25 protein-coding genes are annotated in these 19,166 nt (G+C 59.6%); 1 reads left to right on the top strand and 24 read right to left on the bottom strand.

The window, feature by feature from the left end; all coding sequences use genetic code 11:
* The first annotated feature begins 51 nt into the window (after positions 1-51).
* A complete protein-coding gene (locus AC27VU_RS05805; RefSeq protein ID WP_488723639.1) occupies positions 52-588 on the top strand; it encodes a hypothetical protein in 537 nt (178 codons plus the stop codon).
* Here the strand turns inward: AC27VU_RS05805 and AC27VU_RS05800 are convergent, their stop codons facing one another.
* The 24 genes from AC27VU_RS05800 to AC27VU_RS05685 form a co-directional block, all read right to left on the bottom strand.
* Positions 589-1,137, bottom strand: a complete 549-nt coding sequence (locus AC27VU_RS05800; RefSeq protein WP_488723638.1) for a lysis system spanin subunit — start codon at positions 1,135-1,137, stop codon at positions 589-591.
* Complete coding sequence (locus AC27VU_RS05795) at positions 1,119-1,682, bottom strand: glycoside hydrolase family 19 protein (protein WP_488723637.1); 564 nt, start codon at positions 1,680-1,682, stop codon at positions 1,119-1,121. The genes AC27VU_RS05800 and AC27VU_RS05795 overlap by 19 nt, the downstream gene beginning before the upstream one ends.
* Before the next feature lie 34 nt (positions 1,683-1,716).
* A complete protein-coding gene (locus AC27VU_RS05790) occupies positions 1,717-2,763 on the bottom strand; it encodes a phage late control D family protein (protein ID WP_488723636.1) in 1,047 nt (348 codons plus the stop codon).
* Between the two features lie 69 nt (positions 2,764-2,832).
* Entirely contained in the window at positions 2,833-3,039 is a 207-nt protein-coding gene (locus tag AC27VU_RS05785) for a tail protein X (RefSeq protein WP_488723635.1), read from the bottom strand.
* Entirely contained in the window at positions 3,014-3,859 is an 846-nt protein-coding gene (locus AC27VU_RS05780) for a phage tail protein (protein WP_488723634.1), read from the bottom strand. The genes AC27VU_RS05785 and AC27VU_RS05780 overlap by 26 nt, the downstream gene beginning before the upstream one ends.
* Positions 3,860-3,868: 9 nt before the next feature.
* Positions 3,869-6,319 carry a phage tail tape measure protein gene (locus AC27VU_RS05775; protein WP_488723633.1) on the bottom strand — a complete coding sequence of 817 codons (2,451 nt, stop codon included), beginning with the start codon at positions 6,317-6,319 and terminating at the stop codon, positions 3,869-3,871.
* A 155-nt stretch (positions 6,320-6,474) separates the two neighbouring features.
* Complete coding sequence (locus tag AC27VU_RS05770; protein WP_488723632.1) at positions 6,475-6,789, bottom strand: phage tail assembly protein; 315 nt, start codon at positions 6,787-6,789, stop codon at positions 6,475-6,477.
* Positions 6,790-6,800: 11 nt separating this feature from the next.
* Positions 6,801-7,304, bottom strand: coding sequence for a phage major tail tube protein (locus AC27VU_RS05765; protein WP_103368783.1), 504 nt, complete (start codon positions 7,302-7,304; stop codon positions 6,801-6,803).
* A gap of 12 nt (positions 7,305-7,316) precedes the next feature.
* On the bottom strand, positions 7,317-8,483 hold the full coding sequence (locus AC27VU_RS05760; RefSeq protein WP_488723631.1) for a phage tail sheath subtilisin-like domain-containing protein: 1,167 nt from the start codon (positions 8,481-8,483) through the stop codon (positions 7,317-7,319).
* A 102-nt stretch (positions 8,484-8,585) separates the two neighbouring features.
* Positions 8,586-9,011 carry a phage tail protein gene (locus AC27VU_RS05755; protein ID WP_488723630.1) on the bottom strand — a complete coding sequence of 142 codons (426 nt, stop codon included), beginning with the start codon at positions 9,009-9,011 and terminating at the stop codon, positions 8,586-8,588.
* Positions 9,012-9,020: 9 nt separating this feature from the next.
* Positions 9,021-10,520 (bottom strand): phage tail protein, encoded by a 1,500-nt coding sequence (locus AC27VU_RS05750; protein WP_488723629.1) that lies wholly within the window; start codon positions 10,518-10,520, stop codon positions 9,021-9,023.
* On the bottom strand, positions 10,517-11,122 hold the full coding sequence (locus tag AC27VU_RS05745) for a phage tail protein I (protein ID WP_488723628.1): 606 nt from the start codon (positions 11,120-11,122) through the stop codon (positions 10,517-10,519). Before AC27VU_RS05745 ends, AC27VU_RS05750 begins: the two co-directional genes overlap by 4 nt.
* A gap of 1 nt (position 11,123) precedes the next feature.
* Positions 11,124-12,008 carry a baseplate assembly protein gene (locus AC27VU_RS05740; protein WP_488723627.1) on the bottom strand — a complete coding sequence of 295 codons (885 nt, stop codon included), beginning with the start codon at positions 12,006-12,008 and terminating at the stop codon, positions 11,124-11,126.
* On the bottom strand, positions 12,005-12,331 hold the full coding sequence (locus AC27VU_RS05735; RefSeq protein ID WP_103368789.1) for a GPW/gp25 family protein: 327 nt from the start codon (positions 12,329-12,331) through the stop codon (positions 12,005-12,007). Before AC27VU_RS05735 ends, AC27VU_RS05740 begins: the two co-directional genes overlap by 4 nt.
* Before the next feature lie 5 nt (positions 12,332-12,336).
* On the bottom strand, positions 12,337-12,567 hold the full coding sequence (locus AC27VU_RS05730) for a hypothetical protein (RefSeq protein ID WP_485613881.1): 231 nt from the start codon (positions 12,565-12,567) through the stop codon (positions 12,337-12,339).
* Positions 12,568-12,620: 53 nt separating this feature from the next.
* Complete coding sequence (locus AC27VU_RS05725; protein WP_488723626.1) at positions 12,621-13,208, bottom strand: phage baseplate assembly protein V; 588 nt, start codon at positions 13,206-13,208, stop codon at positions 12,621-12,623.
* Positions 13,205-13,726, bottom strand: a complete 522-nt coding sequence (locus tag AC27VU_RS05720) for a hypothetical protein (protein ID WP_443526358.1) — start codon at positions 13,724-13,726, stop codon at positions 13,205-13,207. The genes AC27VU_RS05725 and AC27VU_RS05720 overlap by 4 nt, the downstream gene beginning before the upstream one ends.
* Position 13,727: 1 nt before the next feature.
* Positions 13,728-14,384 carry a hypothetical protein gene (locus AC27VU_RS05715; RefSeq protein WP_488723625.1) on the bottom strand — a complete coding sequence of 219 codons (657 nt, stop codon included), beginning with the start codon at positions 14,382-14,384 and terminating at the stop codon, positions 13,728-13,730.
* Entirely contained in the window at positions 14,381-14,695 is a 315-nt protein-coding gene (locus AC27VU_RS05710; RefSeq protein WP_488723624.1) for a head-tail joining protein, read from the bottom strand. The genes AC27VU_RS05715 and AC27VU_RS05710 overlap by 4 nt, the downstream gene beginning before the upstream one ends.
* A complete protein-coding gene (locus AC27VU_RS05705) occupies positions 14,695-14,913 on the bottom strand; it encodes a hypothetical protein (protein ID WP_488723623.1) in 219 nt (72 codons plus the stop codon). Before AC27VU_RS05705 ends, AC27VU_RS05710 begins: the two co-directional genes overlap by 1 nt.
* Before the next feature lies 1 nt (position 14,914).
* Complete coding sequence (locus AC27VU_RS05700; RefSeq protein ID WP_488723622.1) at positions 14,915-15,943, bottom strand: major capsid protein; 1,029 nt, start codon at positions 15,941-15,943, stop codon at positions 14,915-14,917.
* A gap of 13 nt (positions 15,944-15,956) precedes the next feature.
* Positions 15,957-16,307 (bottom strand): head decoration protein, encoded by a 351-nt coding sequence (locus tag AC27VU_RS05695; RefSeq protein ID WP_488723621.1) that lies wholly within the window; start codon positions 16,305-16,307, stop codon positions 15,957-15,959.
* A 12-nt stretch (positions 16,308-16,319) separates the two neighbouring features.
* The gene (locus AC27VU_RS05690; protein ID WP_488723620.1) at positions 16,320-17,552 is read right to left on the bottom strand and encodes a S49 family peptidase; all 1,233 of its coding nucleotides are present in this window, start codon (positions 17,550-17,552) and stop codon (positions 16,320-16,322) included.
* Positions 17,553-17,554: 2 nt separating this feature from the next.
* Positions 17,555-19,165 carry a phage portal protein gene (locus AC27VU_RS05685; protein WP_459668325.1) on the bottom strand — a complete coding sequence of 537 codons (1,611 nt, stop codon included), beginning with the start codon at positions 19,163-19,165 and terminating at the stop codon, positions 17,555-17,557.
* Position 19,166: the final 1 nt, after the last annotated feature.

Genomic DNA, 19,166 nt, shown 5'->3' with positions numbered 1-19,166 from the left:
CGACCGCTCTTTTTTGAAGATCAACTCATTGTGTGTCCTCAAGGAAAGTCAATGGAAAAAAAAAGTAGTAATTTCAAAAAAGATACGATCGCGCTTTTAAGAAACCTACCAAGTGAATGGGCTATAGCCTTTTTGTTAGGTGCTGTGCCGCTTTGGCTTTTCAGCCACACTCAAAAAGATGTTGACGACATCGTTCAAGGACTACTGGCCATAGGTCCACTTATTGATTACTCCGCTTACTTGATTGCCCCTTATGGCTTAGTATTTCTTATTAAATATGGGATTCGATTCAGATCAGACAAGAGTCTGTGGATATTTGAGTTCATCCACAAAATTATTGCAGAGATTGGAACCGGCTTCCTAACCATCACGCGTACGGGCCTGGGAGCAGTATTCGGAATATTAATAATAGGATTGAGCTCAAACATCATCACAATCTCGACCCAACAAATTACGTCTTTGTTGGTTATGATATTTTCACTTACCGTAGCTAACTGCGCACTTGCCCTCGGAAAAGACACGCTTATCGAACATACGAACAGGGCCGTTAGTAATAATCCGCTTAGGTTCGACCCTAGACTTAAGTAATCATTGTTCGCGCTGTATATTGATTTCTGACACGTAAGCCTGACACGCTCCAAGCGCTATTAATCCTCGGTCGCCGTCGTCGGTGATGTCGATAATTCGTTGAGCATGCGCTGGGTTAAGTTTGGCTCTTGTGGGGCCATGAACCAAGCTGCCGGTGGCGGTGGTGGCTGACACCGATCCGTTGTCGGCGCCGGTGGTAGCATCGAGTAGGACTGACAGGCGCAGATCAGCAGTGGCAAGACGGTCGCGCAGGCGACCTTGATCACGTTGGGCATCGCTTAAGGCTCGATAATGGGTTTGTTCGCTGGTTGCCAGACGCTGCTCAAGCGCGAGGCGCTTGTCCTGCTCGGCACGCTGTTGCGCGGCCGTGGCCTGGGCCTGCTGTTTGAGGACTTCGGTGTGCTGCCGGGACTGCTCGCTGAGGCGACTACCGTAGCGCCAGTCCTGCACCTGCCAGGTAATGGCGGCGGATGTGCCGCCCATGGCGATCAGCAGCACCACCTTGCTCAGCAGCCGATAAGGCGCAGGTATCAGGTCGCCGAGACGCATAAGACCTCCCTCGCCCGTCCCCACAGCTCCAGCCGATCCTGCAGGCCATTGAGACCACCGTTAATCTTGCGGGTGATCGCATTGAATTCGTTCTGATCCGCGAGCATGTTCAACCCATTCACCGACCAGAACCATGCCGCCGATTCGGCAGCCCACTGCGGCAACTCCAGCAGCTCTGGGGTACTCAGCAATCGCTCGTCGCCGAACAGTGCCAGGCTACAGCGCAGGTAGTTGTCGTGGCCGGTCACCTGAATCAGCCCGCGACCGCGATAACGCTGGCCATCGCCGTCCGCTGCCGGGGTGTTGCCCAGTTTTGCGGCCAGGGCACCGGTGTCGTATTTGCTCAGGTATTGATCGCCGCCCAGCTCCCGAACGTACTGCAGTTGACCAGACTCGTGTCCGATTTGGGCCAGAAACGCAGCTTGGCGTTTCGGCGTGTTGATCTGCCGGCGGGCCATGGCAGCATTGAGTGCAGATACAAAAACGCCCGCTTGGCGGCGGGCGTTGGGCATGATGGATTGCAGTTGCTGTTCTGTCAGTGACATCGATGGCTCCTTGATGTGTGGGGATTCGACGCTATTAGTTGAGCTGAACGACCTTCAGATCCTTCGGCGCTTTTTTCTTCTTGCCTTTGGCTTTCGCCTTGCCCTTCTTACCGCCGTTGCACTCGACCGTTGTGCTCCATCCGGACTGGGTAAACACCTGCTCCACAGAGTCGACCAGGTACTTGCCATCGAGGCCGACCTTGAAACCTTGAGCGTTGATCGATCGTTCGGCAAACAGATCGGTACGCCCAGGCATTTCCAGCCGGACGCCGGCAGTGGAGCGGTTAAATGCAGTGAGACGTGCCTGGGCTGCCGCTGCTGCGGCTGACTTGTTCGGGTAGATGTGGCGGTCGGTATGCACCGGCGGCAAACCGTCCGGCGATTCGTCGTTGTCCAAAGTGACCACCGCGAGCTTTCCGGTTTTCTTGTCCTGGTGCTTCGTCGACACCGCCTTGTGCGTGTTGCGATCACCGAGACGAAACTGAAAGCGGCTCACGTCGCGCCGTTGGATCGGTACTACACCGAAGCTCTTACCCGAGGCGCTCTGCCCGGCCTGCCGCGGCATGACCAGCAGCTTGCCGTCGGCGACCTTGGCCGTGCAGTCGTACTGCTTGGCCAGACGCGTGATGAAATTGAAATCCGACTCGTTGAGTTGATCGGCACGCGGCACCTTGGTCTGCACCGGGCAGACCGCCTGCCAGCCGTTGCGGGCGGCAACATCAGCAACGATCCTGGACAGCGGCACATTTTCCCAACTGCCGCTACGGGTAGTCTTGCCACTGCCGCGCATGTCGCTGGCCTTACCGGTAATGACCAGCGTATCGGGCGGGCCAGATAGCTCAATCTCATCGACGACGTAACGGCCGATGCGGGTCAGTTTGGTTTCTGCATAACCGAGGAAGATCTCGATGCTGGCACCGCGTGGAGGCAGCACCACAGCGCCGTCGCGGTCGTCGATGCGCAATTCGAACTCATCAGATTCCATGCCGGGTTTGTCTGTCGTCTTCAACTGCAGCAAGCGGTCATTGATCCGCTGGGTGATGTCAGCGCCGTCGGCCACGACACGAAAGATTGGGGTCATCATTCCATCCAAAAGAAAGCCCGCACTGGGCGGGCCGATTGAGTCATTGGGCGGCATACCGGAGGGGCATCAGCCCCACAGCATCACCTCGCTGTTATCGGGTGCCGGCAGATCCGGTAGCTCGATCACGATGCCGGCGCGATACGGTTGCGGCTCGTCGGCCAGGCCCTGATTGGCGTCCAGCACCGCCTCGACCGATCCGTTCAAATGCCCATAGGCGTGGTAGCACAGGGTGTCCAGCAGATCCCCGTCAGACGTTCTGCAGGTCATCGCCATAGCGTACAAACTCCAAGGTAAAAGATTGCTTACGCGGGATACCGCCCTGCAGCAGCGCGCTCTGTTCTTCTTCGACGTTCTTCAAGCACCAAGTGCCGAGCACGTCGCCATAGCCCGAGGTCAGGGTCAGAGGCAGGAGCTGGGCACCGAGACTGCGCAGGGTGTCCAGCTGTTTGATCCCGCCCTTGAAGCCTGGGAAAATCGCGCCCTTCAGAGTGATTTTTTCCTCACCGATGCCCACCGCTTGTTGCGCCGGTCGGCGAGTCAGACGCTCCTGCGATGCCCAGCGGTATTCCGTCGAGCGCCGCAGCTCGTCGAAGGCGGCGGTGTCCAGGTTGAAGTAATACGGGACCGCCTTGGGATCCAGCGGCTGCACGATCAGTAGGTGCGGAAACGGCTTCACCGCTTCCGGAACCGGTGTCGCGTCACCCGCCAGTGATCCGGTCGGCAGAATGTTTCCCAGTGCTGGACTGACCTTGCCGGCGATCTTATTGATCGCGGTGGACGCCCGTGCTGCCTGCTCCTTGAGTTCGCCCATCCGCTCATCGATCTGCGACACGGCGCGGGTGGCCTTGTTGTAGGTGGCCACCACCTGGCCGACTTTGGCCTGCGCGGCGTTGACGCTGCGCATGACACGCTGCAGCTTTGCCCCGACCGCCGGCCCCACGATTGGAATACCTTCCAGCTCCGAGGCCGCGCCGCTGATCTCGCTGATGGCACCGTTGACCGGCCCCATCATGCCGTCGAGGCTACGTCGTCCAGTCTCCCCCGCTGCAGCCAGACTCTTCAGACCGGACTGCAGCTGTTCCATGTAGGCCATTAGCCCTCCTCACACATGCGGTTCGTCGTACAGCTTGCGGTTCTGCAACTGTTGCGTGGCCTGCTGCATCTGCTGCGCGATGAAGGGCTGCAGCTCACGCGCCATTTGCGCCGGATCCTTCGCATCGCCTTGGACGGTGATGTGCAGCGGCGCCGAGATTTGGACCTGTTGCTCGATTTTCGGCGACTCGGCTTTCGTAGCAGGAACCGGTGCAGCCAGAAGAGCCGGTGGCACTGGTGCACTGGCAGGTGCGGCCAACGACCTGGCCACATCGCCCATTGCTGCAGCAGGTGCCAAAGGACCATTGGCCGGCTTGGGTCCGAAGGACCGGGCAATGTCGCCCATCACTGGCGACAGATTTTTCCCAGCATCGACCATCATCAGCGGGCCGGCATCCGGTACCCGCTTCAACGACTCATCGGTGCCGAACAGCTTCTTACCCAGAAAGCCGCCGGCTGCATCGCCACCCATGTAACCTAGGTAACCGCCGATCAGGCCGCCGACGATGTTGCCAATGATCGGCACCGCCGTACCGATGGCTGCACCGGCAGCCGCACCGGCCAAGGTACCTGCCAAACCGCCGGCCGCTTGTCCGTAGCCTTCCGCCTTTTCATCCTGGGTCTCGGCATTTTCATAGGTGTCGTAGGCTTTAAAACCAGCATCGACCACCGCCAGCAGCGCTGGACCTTTCATGCCTCCGACAATCTTGGCGCCACGACCACCACCTCCTCTCCCGCCGCCTTTCCCCCCTTTGCCTTTCTTGCCTTCACCACTGGCATCGAGATCACCGCCACTCAGCCCGCCACCAGCACCGGGAAGGTTGGTGACGATCACCTTTTGCGGGATGTTTGGGTTGCCCATCAGGGTGCCGCGCCCGAGGTTCATAAGCCCCTTGCCGATCTTGTAGGTATGAACCACACCACCCAATGCGACCAGCGCTGCCACGGCCGTACCGATACCGACCACCACGCGAGGGAATTCGTCGGAGAGGCCCGACAGTTTGCGACTGACGTTGTTGATGCCGTCAGCGACGGAATCGGTAACCGGTCGGATCGCATCGCCGATGCTGCGCATGGCATCGTCCATCGACTGGGCCATTTCAGACCATTTCTGCGCCGAGGTTTGCCGGCGCTCGGCCAGGTTCTTGTCGAGGATTCCGGTCGCCCCGGCGGAATCCTTTTTCAGCTGCTCATACAGATCCTTGTTCTGCATGTACGCGGTCAAGGCGGCCTTGACCTGCATATCAGCGAACAGGTCACCGGTGCGCAAAGCCTCCTCCAGAGACTTCATCATCGCCTTGGCTTTCTCGGGATCGGCCTCTTTGCTGATCGCGGCTGTGGCCTTGGCCATCTCGGCAGCCCGCTTCGGATCAGTCGCTTCGATGTACTTCTGAGCCAAGGCAAAACTGGATTCCAGTGTGGATTTGCCATTCTGCAAACCGGTCTGCATCGACCCCTTATAGTCGATCCCGGCCTTCTGGTAGGCCTTGACCGTTTCACCGGAGCCTATTTTCTCCATCCAGTTTTTGAGGTTGTTCGCCGCCTCGTCCGAACCACCGGCCGTTTTCATTTGCACCTGCAGCATCGCGCCCAGTTGCGTTACCGAATCCATGCCGGTGATACCCAGTTTGCCCATGCCGGCCAGCAACTCGGGAAACCACTTGGCCATGTCGACCGCTTCAAAACTGCCAGCCTGACCCTGGTAGGCGATGGCCTCCAGCGCCTGCTGCATCACTTTGGGGTCAGTGATCTTGGCGTTTTGACCCAAGGCGTTGATCATCTTCGCCGTTTCAGTGCCTTCCGATCCTTGGCCCACCGCAAATTTGGCTGCGGTCGGTGCATAGGACAGCGCCTTGTCCAACTCCATACCGGCGCCGACCAGGGCGTTGACCACTTCGGCCACCTGATTACGCGCCATGCCTGTATCGCGTGACGTGTCGATCACAGTCTTGGACAGCTGTGCCTCTTCCGGCGTGTTGGCAATGTTGGCCTTGATCGCAATGTCCCGGATGATCGCCCCATAGTCCGCACTGACCTTCGTCGGGATGGCAGCTGCCGCAGTCAACGCCCCCGCTTGACCGAGGGTGCCTTTCAGTCCTGCCCGGCCCTCCTCGATCTGTCGATGACCGAGTGCCTTCAATTCGGCTCCAGCTGCCACGCGGCCCATCGTGGCGTAGGCCTTGCTCAGCCGCCCGACCTCAACGCCTTGTTTCTTCAGCAGTTCGAGGTTCTTCTCGTACTTGCTCAGTAGTTTGTCCGCGCCGGCGGCACCGGTCATGTGCGCCTTGCGCCATTCATCGCGTAGACGCATGGTGTCGCCGATGGTGTTCTGCAACACGCGGGCCTTGCTGCCCACGCTGTCTAAATGTTGGATCTTGCTTTCGACGTCCTTGAACGCTTTGCCTACCGTCGGATCGACGGCGCCGCCAATGACAAAGCCGAGCGCGAGGTTCTTCGCCATGTGCGTGCCTTATGCGTCGGTAGGGTTGCGCAGTGGCTCAATCGGAGAGCCACCACACCAGTTCGTTGAAGGACATGGCCAGGATCTCGACGGACGAGAACCCGGTCTCTTTGGCCATGCGTTTGGCCAGCATCTTCAACGTGGCTCCGTCGCACTTAGTCGTCCGTGACCAGACGAAAATACCCGGCCTGCAGACGCATGTAATCGACCATCTTGAGCGCGACCAGATCCTCCTCGGGGGTCTGGGTCAGCGAGGCAAACAGTGACAGTTCCCGCTGTTCGGCATCACCGTTGGAGGCCGCTTGCGCGGCCCGCACATCCCGCACGCAAGGTGCGCGCATCGTCAGGCGGTCGACCTGCACACCATTGAGTTCGGTCGGGTATTTGAGGCTGATACGAAACCCTTCCTCGGTCAGTTCCATCCACTTAGGGAGCGACTGTTCGGGTGTAACTTGAATTGCTTGAGTCATTGCGTATGTCCTTAAAGGCCCAGGGCCGAGCGTTCTTCTGCCAGTTGATCAACGCCGTCGACCACCAGCACCATGCCGACCATGTCGATCTCGTAGATCAACCGGCCTCCGACTTCGAGCTTGTAGTAGGTCAACGCCATGTTGTGTTTGCTCTCGGCTTTTTCGCCGGCTTTCCAGTCGCCCATGTCGACTTCCTTGAGACCGCCGCGCATGGTCACGATGACCGGAGTGACCTTGCCCTTGAGGCCTTTGAACGTGGCTCGGAACACCGCCGTACAGGCGGTGCGGTCGGACAAACCGAACCATTTCAATGCCTCGCGGCGCACACCGTTGGTGGTAAACCCGGCTTCAAGTTTCTCGACACCGGTCGGGATCTCGATCTCGCCGGCCATGCCGCCGCCCCGATAGGTTTCAGTTTTCAGCACGACCTTGGGCAGGGTCAGGCTCGGCATCTCGCCGGCAAAACTCACGCCGTCGATAAACCCGGCGCAGTTGGACAGAACTTCAGGAATCATCAGGTGGCCTCCTTAGGCGGCTTCAAGCACTTCGGTCATCCACTCGTTGGTGACTTCGAAGAGGAAATTCGGGTTCTCGGCCGGCGGTACGTCGGTGAAGCGGATCCGCCAATACACCTTGCCCTGCTCGATCTGACTGGCCGTGTTCAGCTCCTGGTCGGCGTACACCTCGAAGTTGATCACCGCGCCCTGATTTTTCAGGTCGCGCATGAAAGCCTCCAGACCGTCGGTAACGTCCTTGACGTAGGTCTTGGTGATCGAGCGGTCGACCGCCCATTTATGACCGGCCTGTACCGCGTCCATGATGATGAACAGCGTGCGGACGCGGGTGACGAACGCCCATTTCGGATCGCTCGATAGCGTGCGGTTGCCCCACAAGCGATAGCCGTCATCACGAATGATCGTGGTGATGTTCGCGTTGTTGAGCAGGTTGGCTCGGCAGGTTTCATCGCCGTCCAGGTATTCGACGGCACGTGTGGTCCCGGTGATGCCGGTGAGTTCCTTGTTCGACGGCGAGGCCCAAAAACCGTAGGTGGCATCCGTCCAGGCAAACAGGCCCGCCGTCCATGCGGAGCCAGGCGCATCCACCGTCTTGCTTTCACCGGTATCCCAGTACTGCACGCCCGGGTCGACCATGAACAGGTTGCGACTGCCGAAGTTTTTCGCGTAGGCCATAGCGGCCTCATCCGTGGTGCATGGCCCGTCGATGATGCCGATTGCCCGCAGCTTCTGCGCCAGGCTGTCCATGGCCGTGGCCACCGCTTGGGTTGCAGAATGGCCGGGCGCGATCAGCAATCGCGGCTGGGCGTTGAACAGGCTTTTGCCATCAAGCAGCGCCTGCAGGCCGGTACGCTGACCGAACGCCAGAACACCGCCGATGATGGCTGATGTCTGCAGCGCCGGATCGTCCATCTTCGGTACGCCGATGGCGACGATCACCGCCTTGGCCTTGGCGTAGATCGCCTGGCAGGCCTTGGTGATCGCTGAATCGGCGCCGAACGCGGCAATGGCTTCACGCTCGGTGGTGATCAGTTTGAGTTCGCCGGCCTTGGCGGTACCGCCACCGAGCAGCCCGGGACTGAAGGTGTCGCATAAGCCGATGATCGACGAGGACGGCAACGAAATAGTGCGTGCGCCGGTATCGACCGAGGTGGTCGTGACGCCGTGAAAGAAACTCATAGAAGTCAGTCTCCAGAAATGACAAAGCCCCGCATGAGCGGGGCTGTGAGATGTTGCTGTTACGTGAAGCGGATAAGAAAACGCCCCGTCGATGCGGGGCGTTTATTGCAGCTCGCCAATCAACCAGGAAGGCTGGAGCGGTCGATGCTCAATCAGCGGAAATTCTCCCGCCTCCGGCCAATTGCGGAGCGCTCGGCGGTACACCTGAAGTTCGGAGTATTGCTCGGGCGTCAACGTGGTGTTTAACGCCCCCTCAATCTCATCACGGTGACGCGAAACCATCCCGTCCGTGGTCGCAAGTTGGACGTCGCGCCATGACCGCTCAACCTCAGCGAAGTAATCCGCAGTCGGCTCAGGGGGATCAACCAACAGCGGATAGCCATCCTCACCCCAGCCAATTACTTTTCCTTGAGCATTTCCTGCCAACAATACGGCATGCGCTTCGGCGGTAATTTCCACCACGTCGCTCGGCATCAAGCTATGAATAGCGGCGTCGTAAAAGCCGCCAGTAGACTTCGAAGCAAACATAAAGGTCCCTTAGTATCCGATGCAGAACCAAGTGAATTGGTCGGGGTACGTCGCAGCAGCGTTGCGATATTTAAACCCCGTAGCGGTCAGGTAATTGTTATGAAAAGAAACACTTCCTTCGTTTTGCCCGAAGACCAACGTTATTGGCGCAGTTGGAAATGCGATTGGAAAAGTAACCAGGTAATCAGCCGCTGAAGCGAGGCTACTGCCCCATTGAATAATCAGGCCGCTAGGTAGACGCTGATAGCCATTGGTGGAAAGCGAAGCAAGACCAGTCCCGCCAACTGAAAGCCAGCCGCCGCCATACGCAATAAATTCAGCAGCAACACCGTTACCCAACACTACATTCGGCGAACCTGCAGGGTTCCCGTTAGGCCCGGAAATATTTCCATTTATGGACTTCACAGTGCATGTAGTTGTTGCTCCCGCCTGAATGTAAAGCCGGCTCCCTGGAGGCAGCAGCGAAGAATCAGGCAATGTAAGGGTAACGGCCGGACCACTGGTATAGACATATTTCCCAACATCAGCAGCCGTCAAAACGGCGCTTGCCGCATAAGCAACGTAACCGGCCAAACTACCCGCAGCACGCTGGACGTACTCGGTCGTCGCAAGCCTCAAAGAGCTATCAAACTGAGGAGGCGTGTTCGCCGTTGGGTTGATCAACGCAGGCGCGTTGATTGGTGCGAAGCCTTGCGTCACGTTCTGGAATGTGAGCGCCGTGGTGCCCAAGACAATTGCCCCGTCAGTGATCAACTGCCACCGGGTGTCGGCCAACGTTGCGCCCTGTTCGACCGACACCAACAGCGCCGATGTGACCTCTGTATTGGAGTCCGCATCCGCCGCTCGCGACCAGCCCGCCGCTGCCGCGACCCATATTCCGTTGTCCTTGGCAGCAATCTGGTTTTTCACCAGTACCCGATCACCGACAACCAGTGCCACGCCATCGATGGACTGAAGCCCGGACAGCACGATGTTTGCCGTCGTCGCGAGCCGCACCGACTGCTTGTTGTCGAGCTTGTACAGCTCTTCCAGAATCTTCGCGTCGACGTATTCGCGTGTAGCCAGCACCACTGCCGGATCGATCTTGAGCTGAATATTGCCAGTGCTGGTGACGATGAAATTCATGCGCACAATTTGCGTGCGGCCTGAACCTTGCGACAGCAGTGGCTTGAAGCTTGGCGCGCAGTTGGCCACCGCCACTAGATCACCGTCCGCGTCGTAAAGGCCGATTTCACGAATCCACTTGCCACCCTCGTCTGCCGGGATGACCTGCTCGGCGATTATGATCGCCGGATTGTTCGGGTCGACCTTGAGTTGATTCAACGGCCGGCGCCGCCATTCGTTGATCAGTTTGGTTTGCAACCGATCAGGAATGGGATCAGCGCCGTTAGCATCACCTACGCCCATTTGGCTGATCAGCCAAGGAACACCGAGTGCATCGGCATTCGCTTGCTTCGCCTCTCCGACCTTGGTCAGGATGGCGAAAAACTGCGAGTTCGCATCAATCATTGGTAAACGTCCAGAGTGTCTACGGAGTGTTCGCGCCCGACCACGCCAAAGCTGCCGGTGACTTCGATGTCACGCATCACTGGCGGGTAAACGTCGATTACGTCGCCCTCGTACAGAGCGACACTGATGTTCAAGTTGCCCTGAGTTTCGAGGCTGATGGCGAGTCCGGTCAGTTGCCGGCTTACGGGTTTGGCGTCATCAATCAGGCGCTCCAGTTCGAGGTACATTTCCTCGGTGATACCGGTGTCGAGTACACCGACCTTCAGCGCGAAGGTTCCCGGTACGCCCTCAGGTACGGTCTGCCACCACTCCAGTACCTCGATCAGATAACCCAGCGGTTCGACTACTCGGCGCAATGCGCCGATAGTGCCCTTGTGCTTGTGGATGTAGAACGAGGCCTTGATCGCGGCACGCTTGACCGGTTCCGGCCACGCCGGATCCCAGCGGTCGACCGACCAAGCCCAAGCCAGATGCGGCAACAGATGAGCCGGACAGGTGTCGGGGTTGTACAGCGTTCGCAACGGAATCAGCGTGGTTTCGGCAAAGGTCGCCTCGATAGCCCGTTCCAGGGGAGTGCTGTTGAGCGGTAGAAGACTGCGCATATCAGCCTCCCAACACGACGGTGAAACCGGTGCAGTACGCCGCCTGCGCCTTGGTGGGTTTCAGATCCTGCCAGTCTTTGAGTTCAACGCGGGCCACACCAGCAACGTGTAACTGCGCATCGACACCCGAGCGGGCCACCTCGACGCCCAAGCGACGGCGTGGATTGATCCAGGCCTCAAGGCGCTTGATCGCCTCGGCGAGCGCGGCGTCGTTTTCCGGACCGGTACCTTTCATGTGCAGCACCGCATCGATCCGGTACCGCAGGATCTCGGCGCCGCGTACCGTGACCCGATCACCGACCGGGCGCACATCGTCGTCATTCACAGCCAAAGCGACCAAGGCCAGCAGCTCCGGCCCAACCACGCCATCCCCTTCCAGCCCCAGCACCGTCACGTCCACACAGGCCGGCGCCGGGCTTTCGGCTGTTGCGTCAGCAACCAGCGCCGAGGCGTTACGGGCATGCAGGATGTAGCTGTTGCGTGGCCCCGCCGTGGTCAACCCTTCGTAGGCCATTTGCACCCGTTCGCGCAGGGCATCGTAGGACTCCAGCACCGCCTCGACCGGCGGCACCGCCAGCGGATCCGCCGCCTGAATGACCAAGCGTTTCAGATTCACGTTGGCGGCCAGCTGCTCCAAATCGGCGCCGATGGCATAGGCTAGCAACTGTGCCTTGGCCGCATCGTTGACCCGCGCCCGGTTGCCGAGTTTGATGTAACTGCCGACTTCCAGCAGCTTGGTCACCGGATCGCTCTCCAACAACGCTGTCCAGTTGTCTCCCATGTAACCGCGAAACACATTCAACGCTTCGCCGTACACCTCTTCGAAGTCCAGAGGCTCCAGCACATCCGGTGCGGGCAGCTCAGTCAGATCCACCAGCGTACTCATACCCACACCTCCAACGTGCCGCGCTCACCGAGATACTCGCCGCTGATTCTGAAATTGATTTTCCCGCCCAATACCGAGATGGCGACTACGCGCTCAAGCTTGAGTCGCGGCTCCCACTGGCGCAGCGCCCGGGCCGCTTCCGCTTGAGCGGCGCTTTTCCAGCCTTCGTTGATGGGCAGGTCGACCATGCGCCGCAGCTTGCTGCCGTATTCCGGACGCTCGCGGCGGCTCAGCAGCGGCGTGCCGAGGATGTCCGCCACCGACTGACGTAAATGCTCGATGCCGGAGATGGGTTGCCCGGTGTGGCGATCCATTCCGATCATCGGGATTACTCCTTGAGTTGCTCGAACTCGGCGTGGGCTTTGAGGCACTTCAGCGCCACATCGTCGGTGCCATCAACCGATACCTGGGCTTTCGCTACGGCCAAGGTGCGGCCGTCAGGCAAGATGACCGTGCGCGAGGTATAGAGGGTGTCGCGAAAGGTCACGGTCGAGGTCATCTGTACTGCGCTGATCGAGACAAGCTCAGGCGCAGCCAAATCATCTTGATGTTTGGCCATGATTTCTCCAGGCATGAAAAAGCCCGCACGCGGCGGGCTGAATGAGTGATGAGTTAGTGCTTGTGGTGGTTGTCACTTTGGCCGGCGGCCAGAATGTCGGCATCGCTGGTGATGCTCTGTGTCGCGTGCAGCGGGCCGTCGATGGTGACCGGCCCTTTGATGTTCACGGCGCCCTCCAGATCGATCGTTCCCGACTTCACGCTGACAGCGTTGTCGGTGACTTCGGCCAGTGTTGAACCGACCTTGATGGTGACCGTACCGCTCGGCAGAGTGATGGTGTAACTGTTGGCCTGCCAGTCGTAGACCAGTGAGCCTCCATCATCGAAGCGCCAGACCTCGACGTGGTCGCGGTTGTCCGGTGGCGGGCCACCATTGCCGTAAAGACCAGGAATGAATGTGCCCTGTGCTACATCGCCGCTGGCACTGATCAAAGTGCCTTGCTCGTCGATGCTCGGTGCCCGCCAGTGCCGCGCCTTGCCAGCTGCAACGCTATGCCAGCGCACCCAGCCGCTGACCCACTCCCCGTCCGAGACTCGACACACCGGAGGTGACGCGGCGAGATCCACCGCCACCACGTAGCAATCCTTGACCAGGCCGGCGAGCATGCGGTCGTGCTGAGCCGCGACGTAACCGGAACTCATTGCACATCCTCCGGACGGAACGGGCCGTCGCCTGGCTCAATGTTCAGCAGCAGGGTGCCCGGTGGCTGATCCGGCCAAGGCCATTCGGCCTCACCGAGGTAGATCTGCTGCGTCCATTCCACGACCCAGACGGTGTAGCCGTCCAGTTCGGGCTTGGTCCAGTCCTGCATGGCCTGCACGAACTCGGCCGGCTCGACCTCCACGCCCCAGCACTGCATGCGCAGCAACGCGGCGAGGTGGCCCGCCAGGAACACCGCCTGTTGATGATCATCTGGCTGAATCGGATCGGTGATCACCCGAGCCTCGAACTTGCAGGCTAAGCCGGTTTCACCAGTTCCCGGATCGAGACCCGGCTCCATCTCGGCCAATTCGATCAGCACCGCAGGCAGCGGTAAGCGATCCAAATCATCCGGCCACATGCACACCGTCTGCAGGTACGGAAAGTGTTGCTGAATGCGCTGCTCGATGGCGCGATACAGCTGCTCAAGACTGAACGGCTCGTCGACTTGATCCGTCACGTCATTTCCCCTTCAAGTGCTTCTGCACTTCGAAATTGAGTTCCTGCTGCAGGACATGCATCAGGTGTTCGTCAGCCTCACGTACCCAGCTCTCGAAGTGCGGGCGGGCCTGCTCCAACGACACCTTGGCCTTGGCCAGCGGGAAGCGGTTGTCGTGCTCGGCGATCCAGCCCGAACTTGCGCCGACCGCACCGCTGACATCGCTGTCGGGATAATCGCTCGCCCTGAAGTGCTTGCTGCCGGTACGAATCCAGACGTCTGCGCTGTTGCCGTAGACCTTTTTGAAGAACGCGCCCTGAAAACGCCGGCCGGCAACCGAGACACCGGAGCGACTCTGCCGAGGCCGGCCGATGCGGCTGGCCTCCATGGCGTTGAGACCGAACCACAATTTGCCGCTGTTCGCTCCTCCGCTGATCGGATAGGCCCGCAGTCGCTGACGCACAGCAGCGACCGCAATGCGCTCCTGCCGGCCGACGGCGCGGGCAATTTGTGTGGCAAGCCAGCGCAGGGTTTTGTTGATGGCCCGGCGCTGGGCGTTGGCCGCTGCTTTTGGCAGCACGGCGGCAAAGTCCTGAAAGGCTTTCAGGTCTGCCGCCGAGGTCTGCAACGAGATCGTCCCGCCGCCGGCCGAGGGCTTGAAGTGACTGCCAACGCTCATGCTTTAGGCCTCAATAGCAATGCCACCCAGCCGGTGCCATCTGGCTCCAGTTTGACCAGGTCGTACTGGCCTCCGCCGTCTTGCCTCGCAAGATCAACAACCACCAGCTGTCCCGGCTCTACACCTGCAACATCGACGACGCGAATCTCAAATTGCGGCTCGCGCAATGCGGTGTTGATTCGCCCCATGCGCGGCTGCAACCAAGGCGCAGAAAAGAAACCGGCGATCTCTCGACCGCCGACCGTTGCCATATCGCCCAAGCCATCCAGAACCAAGGCATCCATGTCATCGCTCAATTCGCGAAAGCCCATCACTCACCTCCGCTGTCTTCGTCCTCATCAGCAACGTCTGACTGTTGGCGCAGCAGTTCTTGTGCTCGCGGATCCTTGAGCGGGGCGATACGCCCCTCAGCGAGTAACGCTTCCTCGATTTCTTTATTCGGCGGATTGTATGGCTCGCCCTTTACGACAACGAGGCGACCATCCTGCACGCAACCATCGATCACCAGAAATTCGGCTTTCTTGGCCATGTCACACCACCTTGGCGTAGATGAAGGCATCCGGTTCGAGCAGGCCAGCCAATGCTGCACTCTGGAGCTTCAGCCAACGAGCGCTTGGTTCTTGGGTCACCCAGCTCTTCGGAAAGCGCGCCGCTTCAACCAAGCCGCTTTCCACGGCTTCCAGATCCTGGATCGCGCCATACAACATGGCGTTGCGCGTCGAGGTGGAACCCAGAATCAGGCCGCCGGCCGGAATCATCGGCTGTTCTTCTTCGTCGTCATCCAGGTACCACTCGTCATAGCTATAAAGGTCGACGCCGGGGTCATTCAGATAACCGAGATAGGTCACACCGTCGGGCAGTTCCTCGGGCTTGATCAGGCCCATATCGACGCGGCGAGTGTTGAGCTGCTTCATCACCGTCGCATTCGACTGGAAGGCATCCAGTGCTTCACCGCTCATGGCGACGATGTTGGCTGTACGTCCAGAGTCCTTGGCGATTTTGCGTTTCCAGCCACGCAGATTGGCAATAGGGTCACCGTCAGAACTGTTCCATTGCCCGCTGCCCAGGCTGATCTTGTGATCACTGGACATCAGGAAGTCGATGGTGTCGTCCACGCCTTCGCCGATCACGCGGACTTTGCCGGTGGTGAGGGCTTGAGCACACATCCACTCCTCACGGCGTACGATTTCATCGTCCAAGTCACGCAGATCCTTGCCGAGCAACTGCCCTGCCCGCTCCAATGGAGTACGCGAAGAAAACGGGTTGTCACCAGCCGAACGCTTGAGTACCAACTCGGCAGTGGTTTCGCGCTTGGGTTGGATGTAAGGCGGGGTGTAGTTGCTGGTGGTGTAGCCCTCACGCAACGACACACTGCCAGGCAGACGCGGGTGAACAAAGGGAGCCATTTTTCGCTTGCCCTTGATAATGTCGATGTCGACCGTTTTGGTCGGGAACGTCACTGGGCTGCCACCGTTGAAAAACGTGTTCAACAAAAAACGGCGCGCAGTCGGCATCTGCTCGACCGCTTCGAGCATGGTGCGGGTATCAAAAATATCCATTTAGAACTCCGAATTAACGAACGAACAGACTCAGGGCACGTAGCGCGGCTTTCGCCTGCGCCAGGGTGAAGCCCTCGCCGAGAGTGAGTTGGCTGGCCAGCACTTCGCCGGTCAGGCGGATAGGCGCGATCTGCGCACCTTTGGTCGAATCGGTGGCCTGATCGAGGATTGCCAGTGGCGTCTCGGAACCATCAGTTGCTGCCGCTTTGGCCAAGACAAACTCACCACTGGTTTTGACCTGACCGAGGACGGCGCCACGGTTGAGTTTTTGTCCGGAAGCAATCACGACGGTATCGATGATCACCGGAAAGGCGCCCGCCGACAGTTGGTCGGGGAAGTAGGTTTGGCGTTCAGGATTACTCATGAGGATCTCCAATCAGCGGCGCGAGGCGCCTTCAACAATGGCGTTCACAACTGCTTTACGTTCACCCTGAGCCGCATCGCCCGTCGGAGTAGATGTCGACGCGCCGGTGGCATCAGCCTTGATCGCACTCAGTGAAATACCGCGATCCTGCGCCGCCTTAAACAGCTGCAGAGCGGTGGCCTCGACCGAGGTGCCGGCATCGATGGCGGCGGCGATCTCGGTCTCGAAACCCTTGCTGGCCATGGCGTTGATACCGGTGATGCGCTGTCGCTCGGCGGTAGCACCCTCCTCACGGCTTTGGGTGCGAACACTCTCAAGATCCGGTTGACCGGCTTGAGCGATCTCGATGGTTTGCGGATCCGTGCCGGCGGCCAGCGCCTCACGCAACTCCGCCGTGCTGCTGACGGTGGTCATGTTGTATTTCCTCGGTTGGGTTGCGGCCGGTTTGGCCAGTTCTGTAATCAATGTTTCGAGTGAGCCAAGGCGATGGGCCAAGCCGGACTCAACGGCGGCGGCGCCCACGCGCAAACCGCCGAAGTCTCCCATCTCGGGAACGCGCTCAGGATCCACCCCCAGGTTGCGGGCCACTTTGGCCACGAACACGTCGCCCATGGCGTCGACCGTCTCGCCGACCTTGGCCCGACCTTCTTCGGTGGCCAGATCCACTCGCTTGTTGGGCGCGTTGCGACTGACGATCTGGTAGCGCTTGCGACCGTTGGCTTCTTCACCGCCGACGACAGCCTCGACGACTACACCGATGCTGCCAGCGAGTGCGGTTTCGTCGATAACGATCTCGCTGGCCGCTGAAGCAATCCAATAAGCGGCGCTGGCACCAGTGCCGCCGATGTAGGCGACAATGCGTTTACGATCACGGGCCGAATGGATCTGGTCGGCCAGCTCGTTGATGCCAGCCGCTACGCCGCCAGGGCTGTCGATGTTCAGGATGATTGCACTGACCTTGGGATCATCCAGCGCCGTTTGCAGGTCGGTGGCTAACAACTGAGTGCTCGTCGCGCCGCTGATCTCAGTGAAGAGATTGGCGTAACGAAACACCGGGCCGACCACCGGAATGATGGCCACGCCATTGCGCACACTCACAGTTCGACTGTTATCCAGCCGCATACCGGTGCGGGTTTCCAGCGCTGCCGGATCGCCCATCCGATCTGCAATGGTCAGCAGGTTGTCCAGGGCGCCAGGCAGCATCAGCCAAGGCTGCGATGCAGCCAGCTCAAATGCGCGGGGCATGGTTATTCCTCGTTGGGGTTGTTGGGCGGTGGAGTTTCCTGTTCTCGCCCTTTGGGCAAGACGTGCAGGCCATCCTTGCGGCGTTGCTCGACCTCGCGAACACGCTGTCGGTAAACCTGCTGCCACGGTTCACCGGTCATTGCGGCTGTTTCCAGCGTTTCATTGCTGACGCCGATTTCAATGCGCTTGCCGGCGGCGTTGGCCTCCTTCAGTTCATCAATAGCGCCACGGGCCGGACCGATCCAGATCGCTTGGCAGTACGCTTTGCGTTTGGCCGGATCGGCGTAGCCCGGCAATTTGATCAGCCCCCTTGCCACCGCTTCATCAATCAGCAGCTCTCGACTGGGCTGACAGAAGTCACAGATCAGCCACCAACGACGCAGGCTGTAGAACCGCCACGCCTGCAACATGGCGGCGCGGGCAGCGCTATAGCTGCTGCTGTAATGCAGCAAAAGCTCTTCCATTGGCTGTTCGAGCGCGGCGCCGATTTCCTTAACGACGGCGGTAAAGAACGGATCGAATTGCGCGTTGGGTCGCGCAGGATTGGCGATTACTGGCTCTTCACCTTGGCCCAAATCGACAATGGCGCCCTCGCCCAAGGCCAACTCACCATCGCCGGTGGTGTCGCCTCCAACGCCGTCACCTTCGTTGGCCAGTGCCGTCAGCGGCAGATTGCCAACCTGAAAGTCATTGGTCTTTTTGATGAACACGGTGAACATCGCCGAGATCACCGCCGCCATCAGTTCGGCGCTGCTGTAGCGCTCCAACTTTTGCAGCGGCTCCAGCACCGGAGCCAGATACGGCGCGCCTCGCTTCTGCCCTGGGCGCTCCTTGTCGGCCATGACGTGCATCACCCGGCGCCGGCCAGTGGCTTCTCCGAAGGCCGGCAACCGTTCCCACTTAAGCGCTTGGCCGGAGGTGTATTCGTTCTGGTAGCCGCTGCAGACGTGATAGGCCAACGGCGCACCGAGCCGATCAAACTCGACTCCGTCCACCAGGTTGACGCCATCCAGTTGCCCAGCCGGGTTGCACACGCGATCCGATTCGATCAATTGCAGCCGGGTACTGAACACACAGCCAGGACGCTCATCGTCGGGACTGGCCACCAATACATCACCGCCTACCATCGACGATATCAACACCAGTGCCTGCAGCTGATAGTGATTGAGCGAGGCCTCAGCGTCACATTCCCGAGGGTCATCGGCATACAACGACCACAAACGATCAAGTTGGGCGTTGATTGCATCGGCCTGCAGCTCGTCGAGGCCAAGCGCGTCATGGTCGATCTGTGCGCGGCAAACCAGTCCGGTGCCAACGACGTTGGTACGCAACCGAGTGATGGCTGCACGGGCGATCAGGTGATTGCGCATGGCATCCCGCGAACGAGCCACCAGCATTCGCCGCTCATTCTGATCGAGATCCCGACGCGGGCTACCAAGACCGGGTATCCAGCTGGCCATGCTACGCAGCACCCGGGAGGCACCGCGCCACCGAGTCTCAACACCGCCACCGCCGCCTTGAGCGACGATAGGTCGGGCTTCGTTTGCCGACTTGGCGAGCTTGATCGCCTCACGCATCAGCAACTCGGCCGGGTCTTTTCGAAAAAATCCCATA

The organism is Pseudomonas sp. 14P5.3.2 (assembly GCF_057799175.1).
Note: the sequence above shows the minus strand (reverse complement) of the source record. Positions and strands in the feature narration are given on the sequence as shown.

Coding starts and splice junctions, on each gene's coding strand:
- AC27VU_RS05805 (WP_488723639.1), top strand. CDS start 52: ATGGAAAAAAAAAGTAGTAATTTCAAAAAAGATACGATCGCGCTTTTA.
- AC27VU_RS05800 (WP_488723638.1), bottom strand. CDS start 1,137: ATGCGTCTCGGCGACCTGATACCTGCGCCTTATCGGCTGCTGAGCAAG.
- AC27VU_RS05795 (WP_488723637.1), bottom strand. CDS start 1,682: ATGTCACTGACAGAACAGCAACTGCAATCCATCATGCCCAACGCCCGC.
- AC27VU_RS05790 (WP_488723636.1), bottom strand. CDS start 2,763: ATGACCCCAATCTTTCGTGTCGTGGCCGACGGCGCTGACATCACCCAG.
- AC27VU_RS05785 (WP_488723635.1), bottom strand. CDS start 3,039: ATGGCGATGACCTGCAGAACGTCTGACGGGGATCTGCTGGACACCCTG.
- AC27VU_RS05780 (WP_488723634.1), bottom strand. CDS start 3,859: ATGGCCTACATGGAACAGCTGCAGTCCGGTCTGAAGAGTCTGGCTGCA.
- AC27VU_RS05775 (WP_488723633.1), bottom strand. CDS start 6,319: ATGGCGAAGAACCTCGCGCTCGGCTTTGTCATTGGCGGCGCCGTCGAT.
- AC27VU_RS05770 (WP_488723632.1), bottom strand. CDS start 6,789: ATGACTCAAGCAATTCAAGTTACACCCGAACAGTCGCTCCCTAAGTGG.
- AC27VU_RS05765 (WP_103368783.1), bottom strand. CDS start 7,304: ATGATTCCTGAAGTTCTGTCCAACTGCGCCGGGTTTATCGACGGCGTG.
- AC27VU_RS05760 (WP_488723631.1), bottom strand. CDS start 8,483: ATGAGTTTCTTTCACGGCGTCACGACCACCTCGGTCGATACCGGCGCA.
- AC27VU_RS05755 (WP_488723630.1), bottom strand. CDS start 9,011: ATGTTTGCTTCGAAGTCTACTGGCGGCTTTTACGACGCCGCTATTCAT.
- AC27VU_RS05750 (WP_488723629.1), bottom strand. CDS start 10,520: ATGATTGATGCGAACTCGCAGTTTTTCGCCATCCTGACCAAGGTCGGA.
- AC27VU_RS05745 (WP_488723628.1), bottom strand. CDS start 11,122: ATGCGCAGTCTTCTACCGCTCAACAGCACTCCCCTGGAACGGGCTATC.
- AC27VU_RS05740 (WP_488723627.1), bottom strand. CDS start 12,008: ATGAGTACGCTGGTGGATCTGACTGAGCTGCCCGCACCGGATGTGCTG.
- AC27VU_RS05735 (WP_103368789.1), bottom strand. CDS start 12,331: ATGATCGGAATGGATCGCCACACCGGGCAACCCATCTCCGGCATCGAG.
- AC27VU_RS05730 (WP_485613881.1), bottom strand. CDS start 12,567: ATGGCCAAACATCAAGATGATTTGGCTGCGCCTGAGCTTGTCTCGATC.
- AC27VU_RS05725 (WP_488723626.1), bottom strand. CDS start 13,208: ATGAGTTCCGGTTACGTCGCGGCTCAGCACGACCGCATGCTCGCCGGC.
- AC27VU_RS05715 (WP_488723625.1), bottom strand. CDS start 14,384: ATGAGCGTTGGCAGTCACTTCAAGCCCTCGGCCGGCGGCGGGACGATC.
- AC27VU_RS05710 (WP_488723624.1), bottom strand. CDS start 14,695: ATGGGCTTTCGCGAATTGAGCGATGACATGGATGCCTTGGTTCTGGAT.
- AC27VU_RS05705 (WP_488723623.1), bottom strand. CDS start 14,913: ATGGCCAAGAAAGCCGAATTTCTGGTGATCGATGGTTGCGTGCAGGAT.
- AC27VU_RS05700 (WP_488723622.1), bottom strand. CDS start 15,943: ATGGATATTTTTGATACCCGCACCATGCTCGAAGCGGTCGAGCAGATG.
- AC27VU_RS05695 (WP_488723621.1), bottom strand. CDS start 16,307: ATGAGTAATCCTGAACGCCAAACCTACTTCCCCGACCAACTGTCGGCG.
- AC27VU_RS05690 (WP_488723620.1), bottom strand. CDS start 17,552: ATGCCCCGCGCATTTGAGCTGGCTGCATCGCAGCCTTGGCTGATGCTG.
- AC27VU_RS05685 (WP_459668325.1), bottom strand. CDS start 19,165: ATGGGATTTTTTCGAAAAGACCCGGCCGAGTTGCTGATGCGTGAGGCG.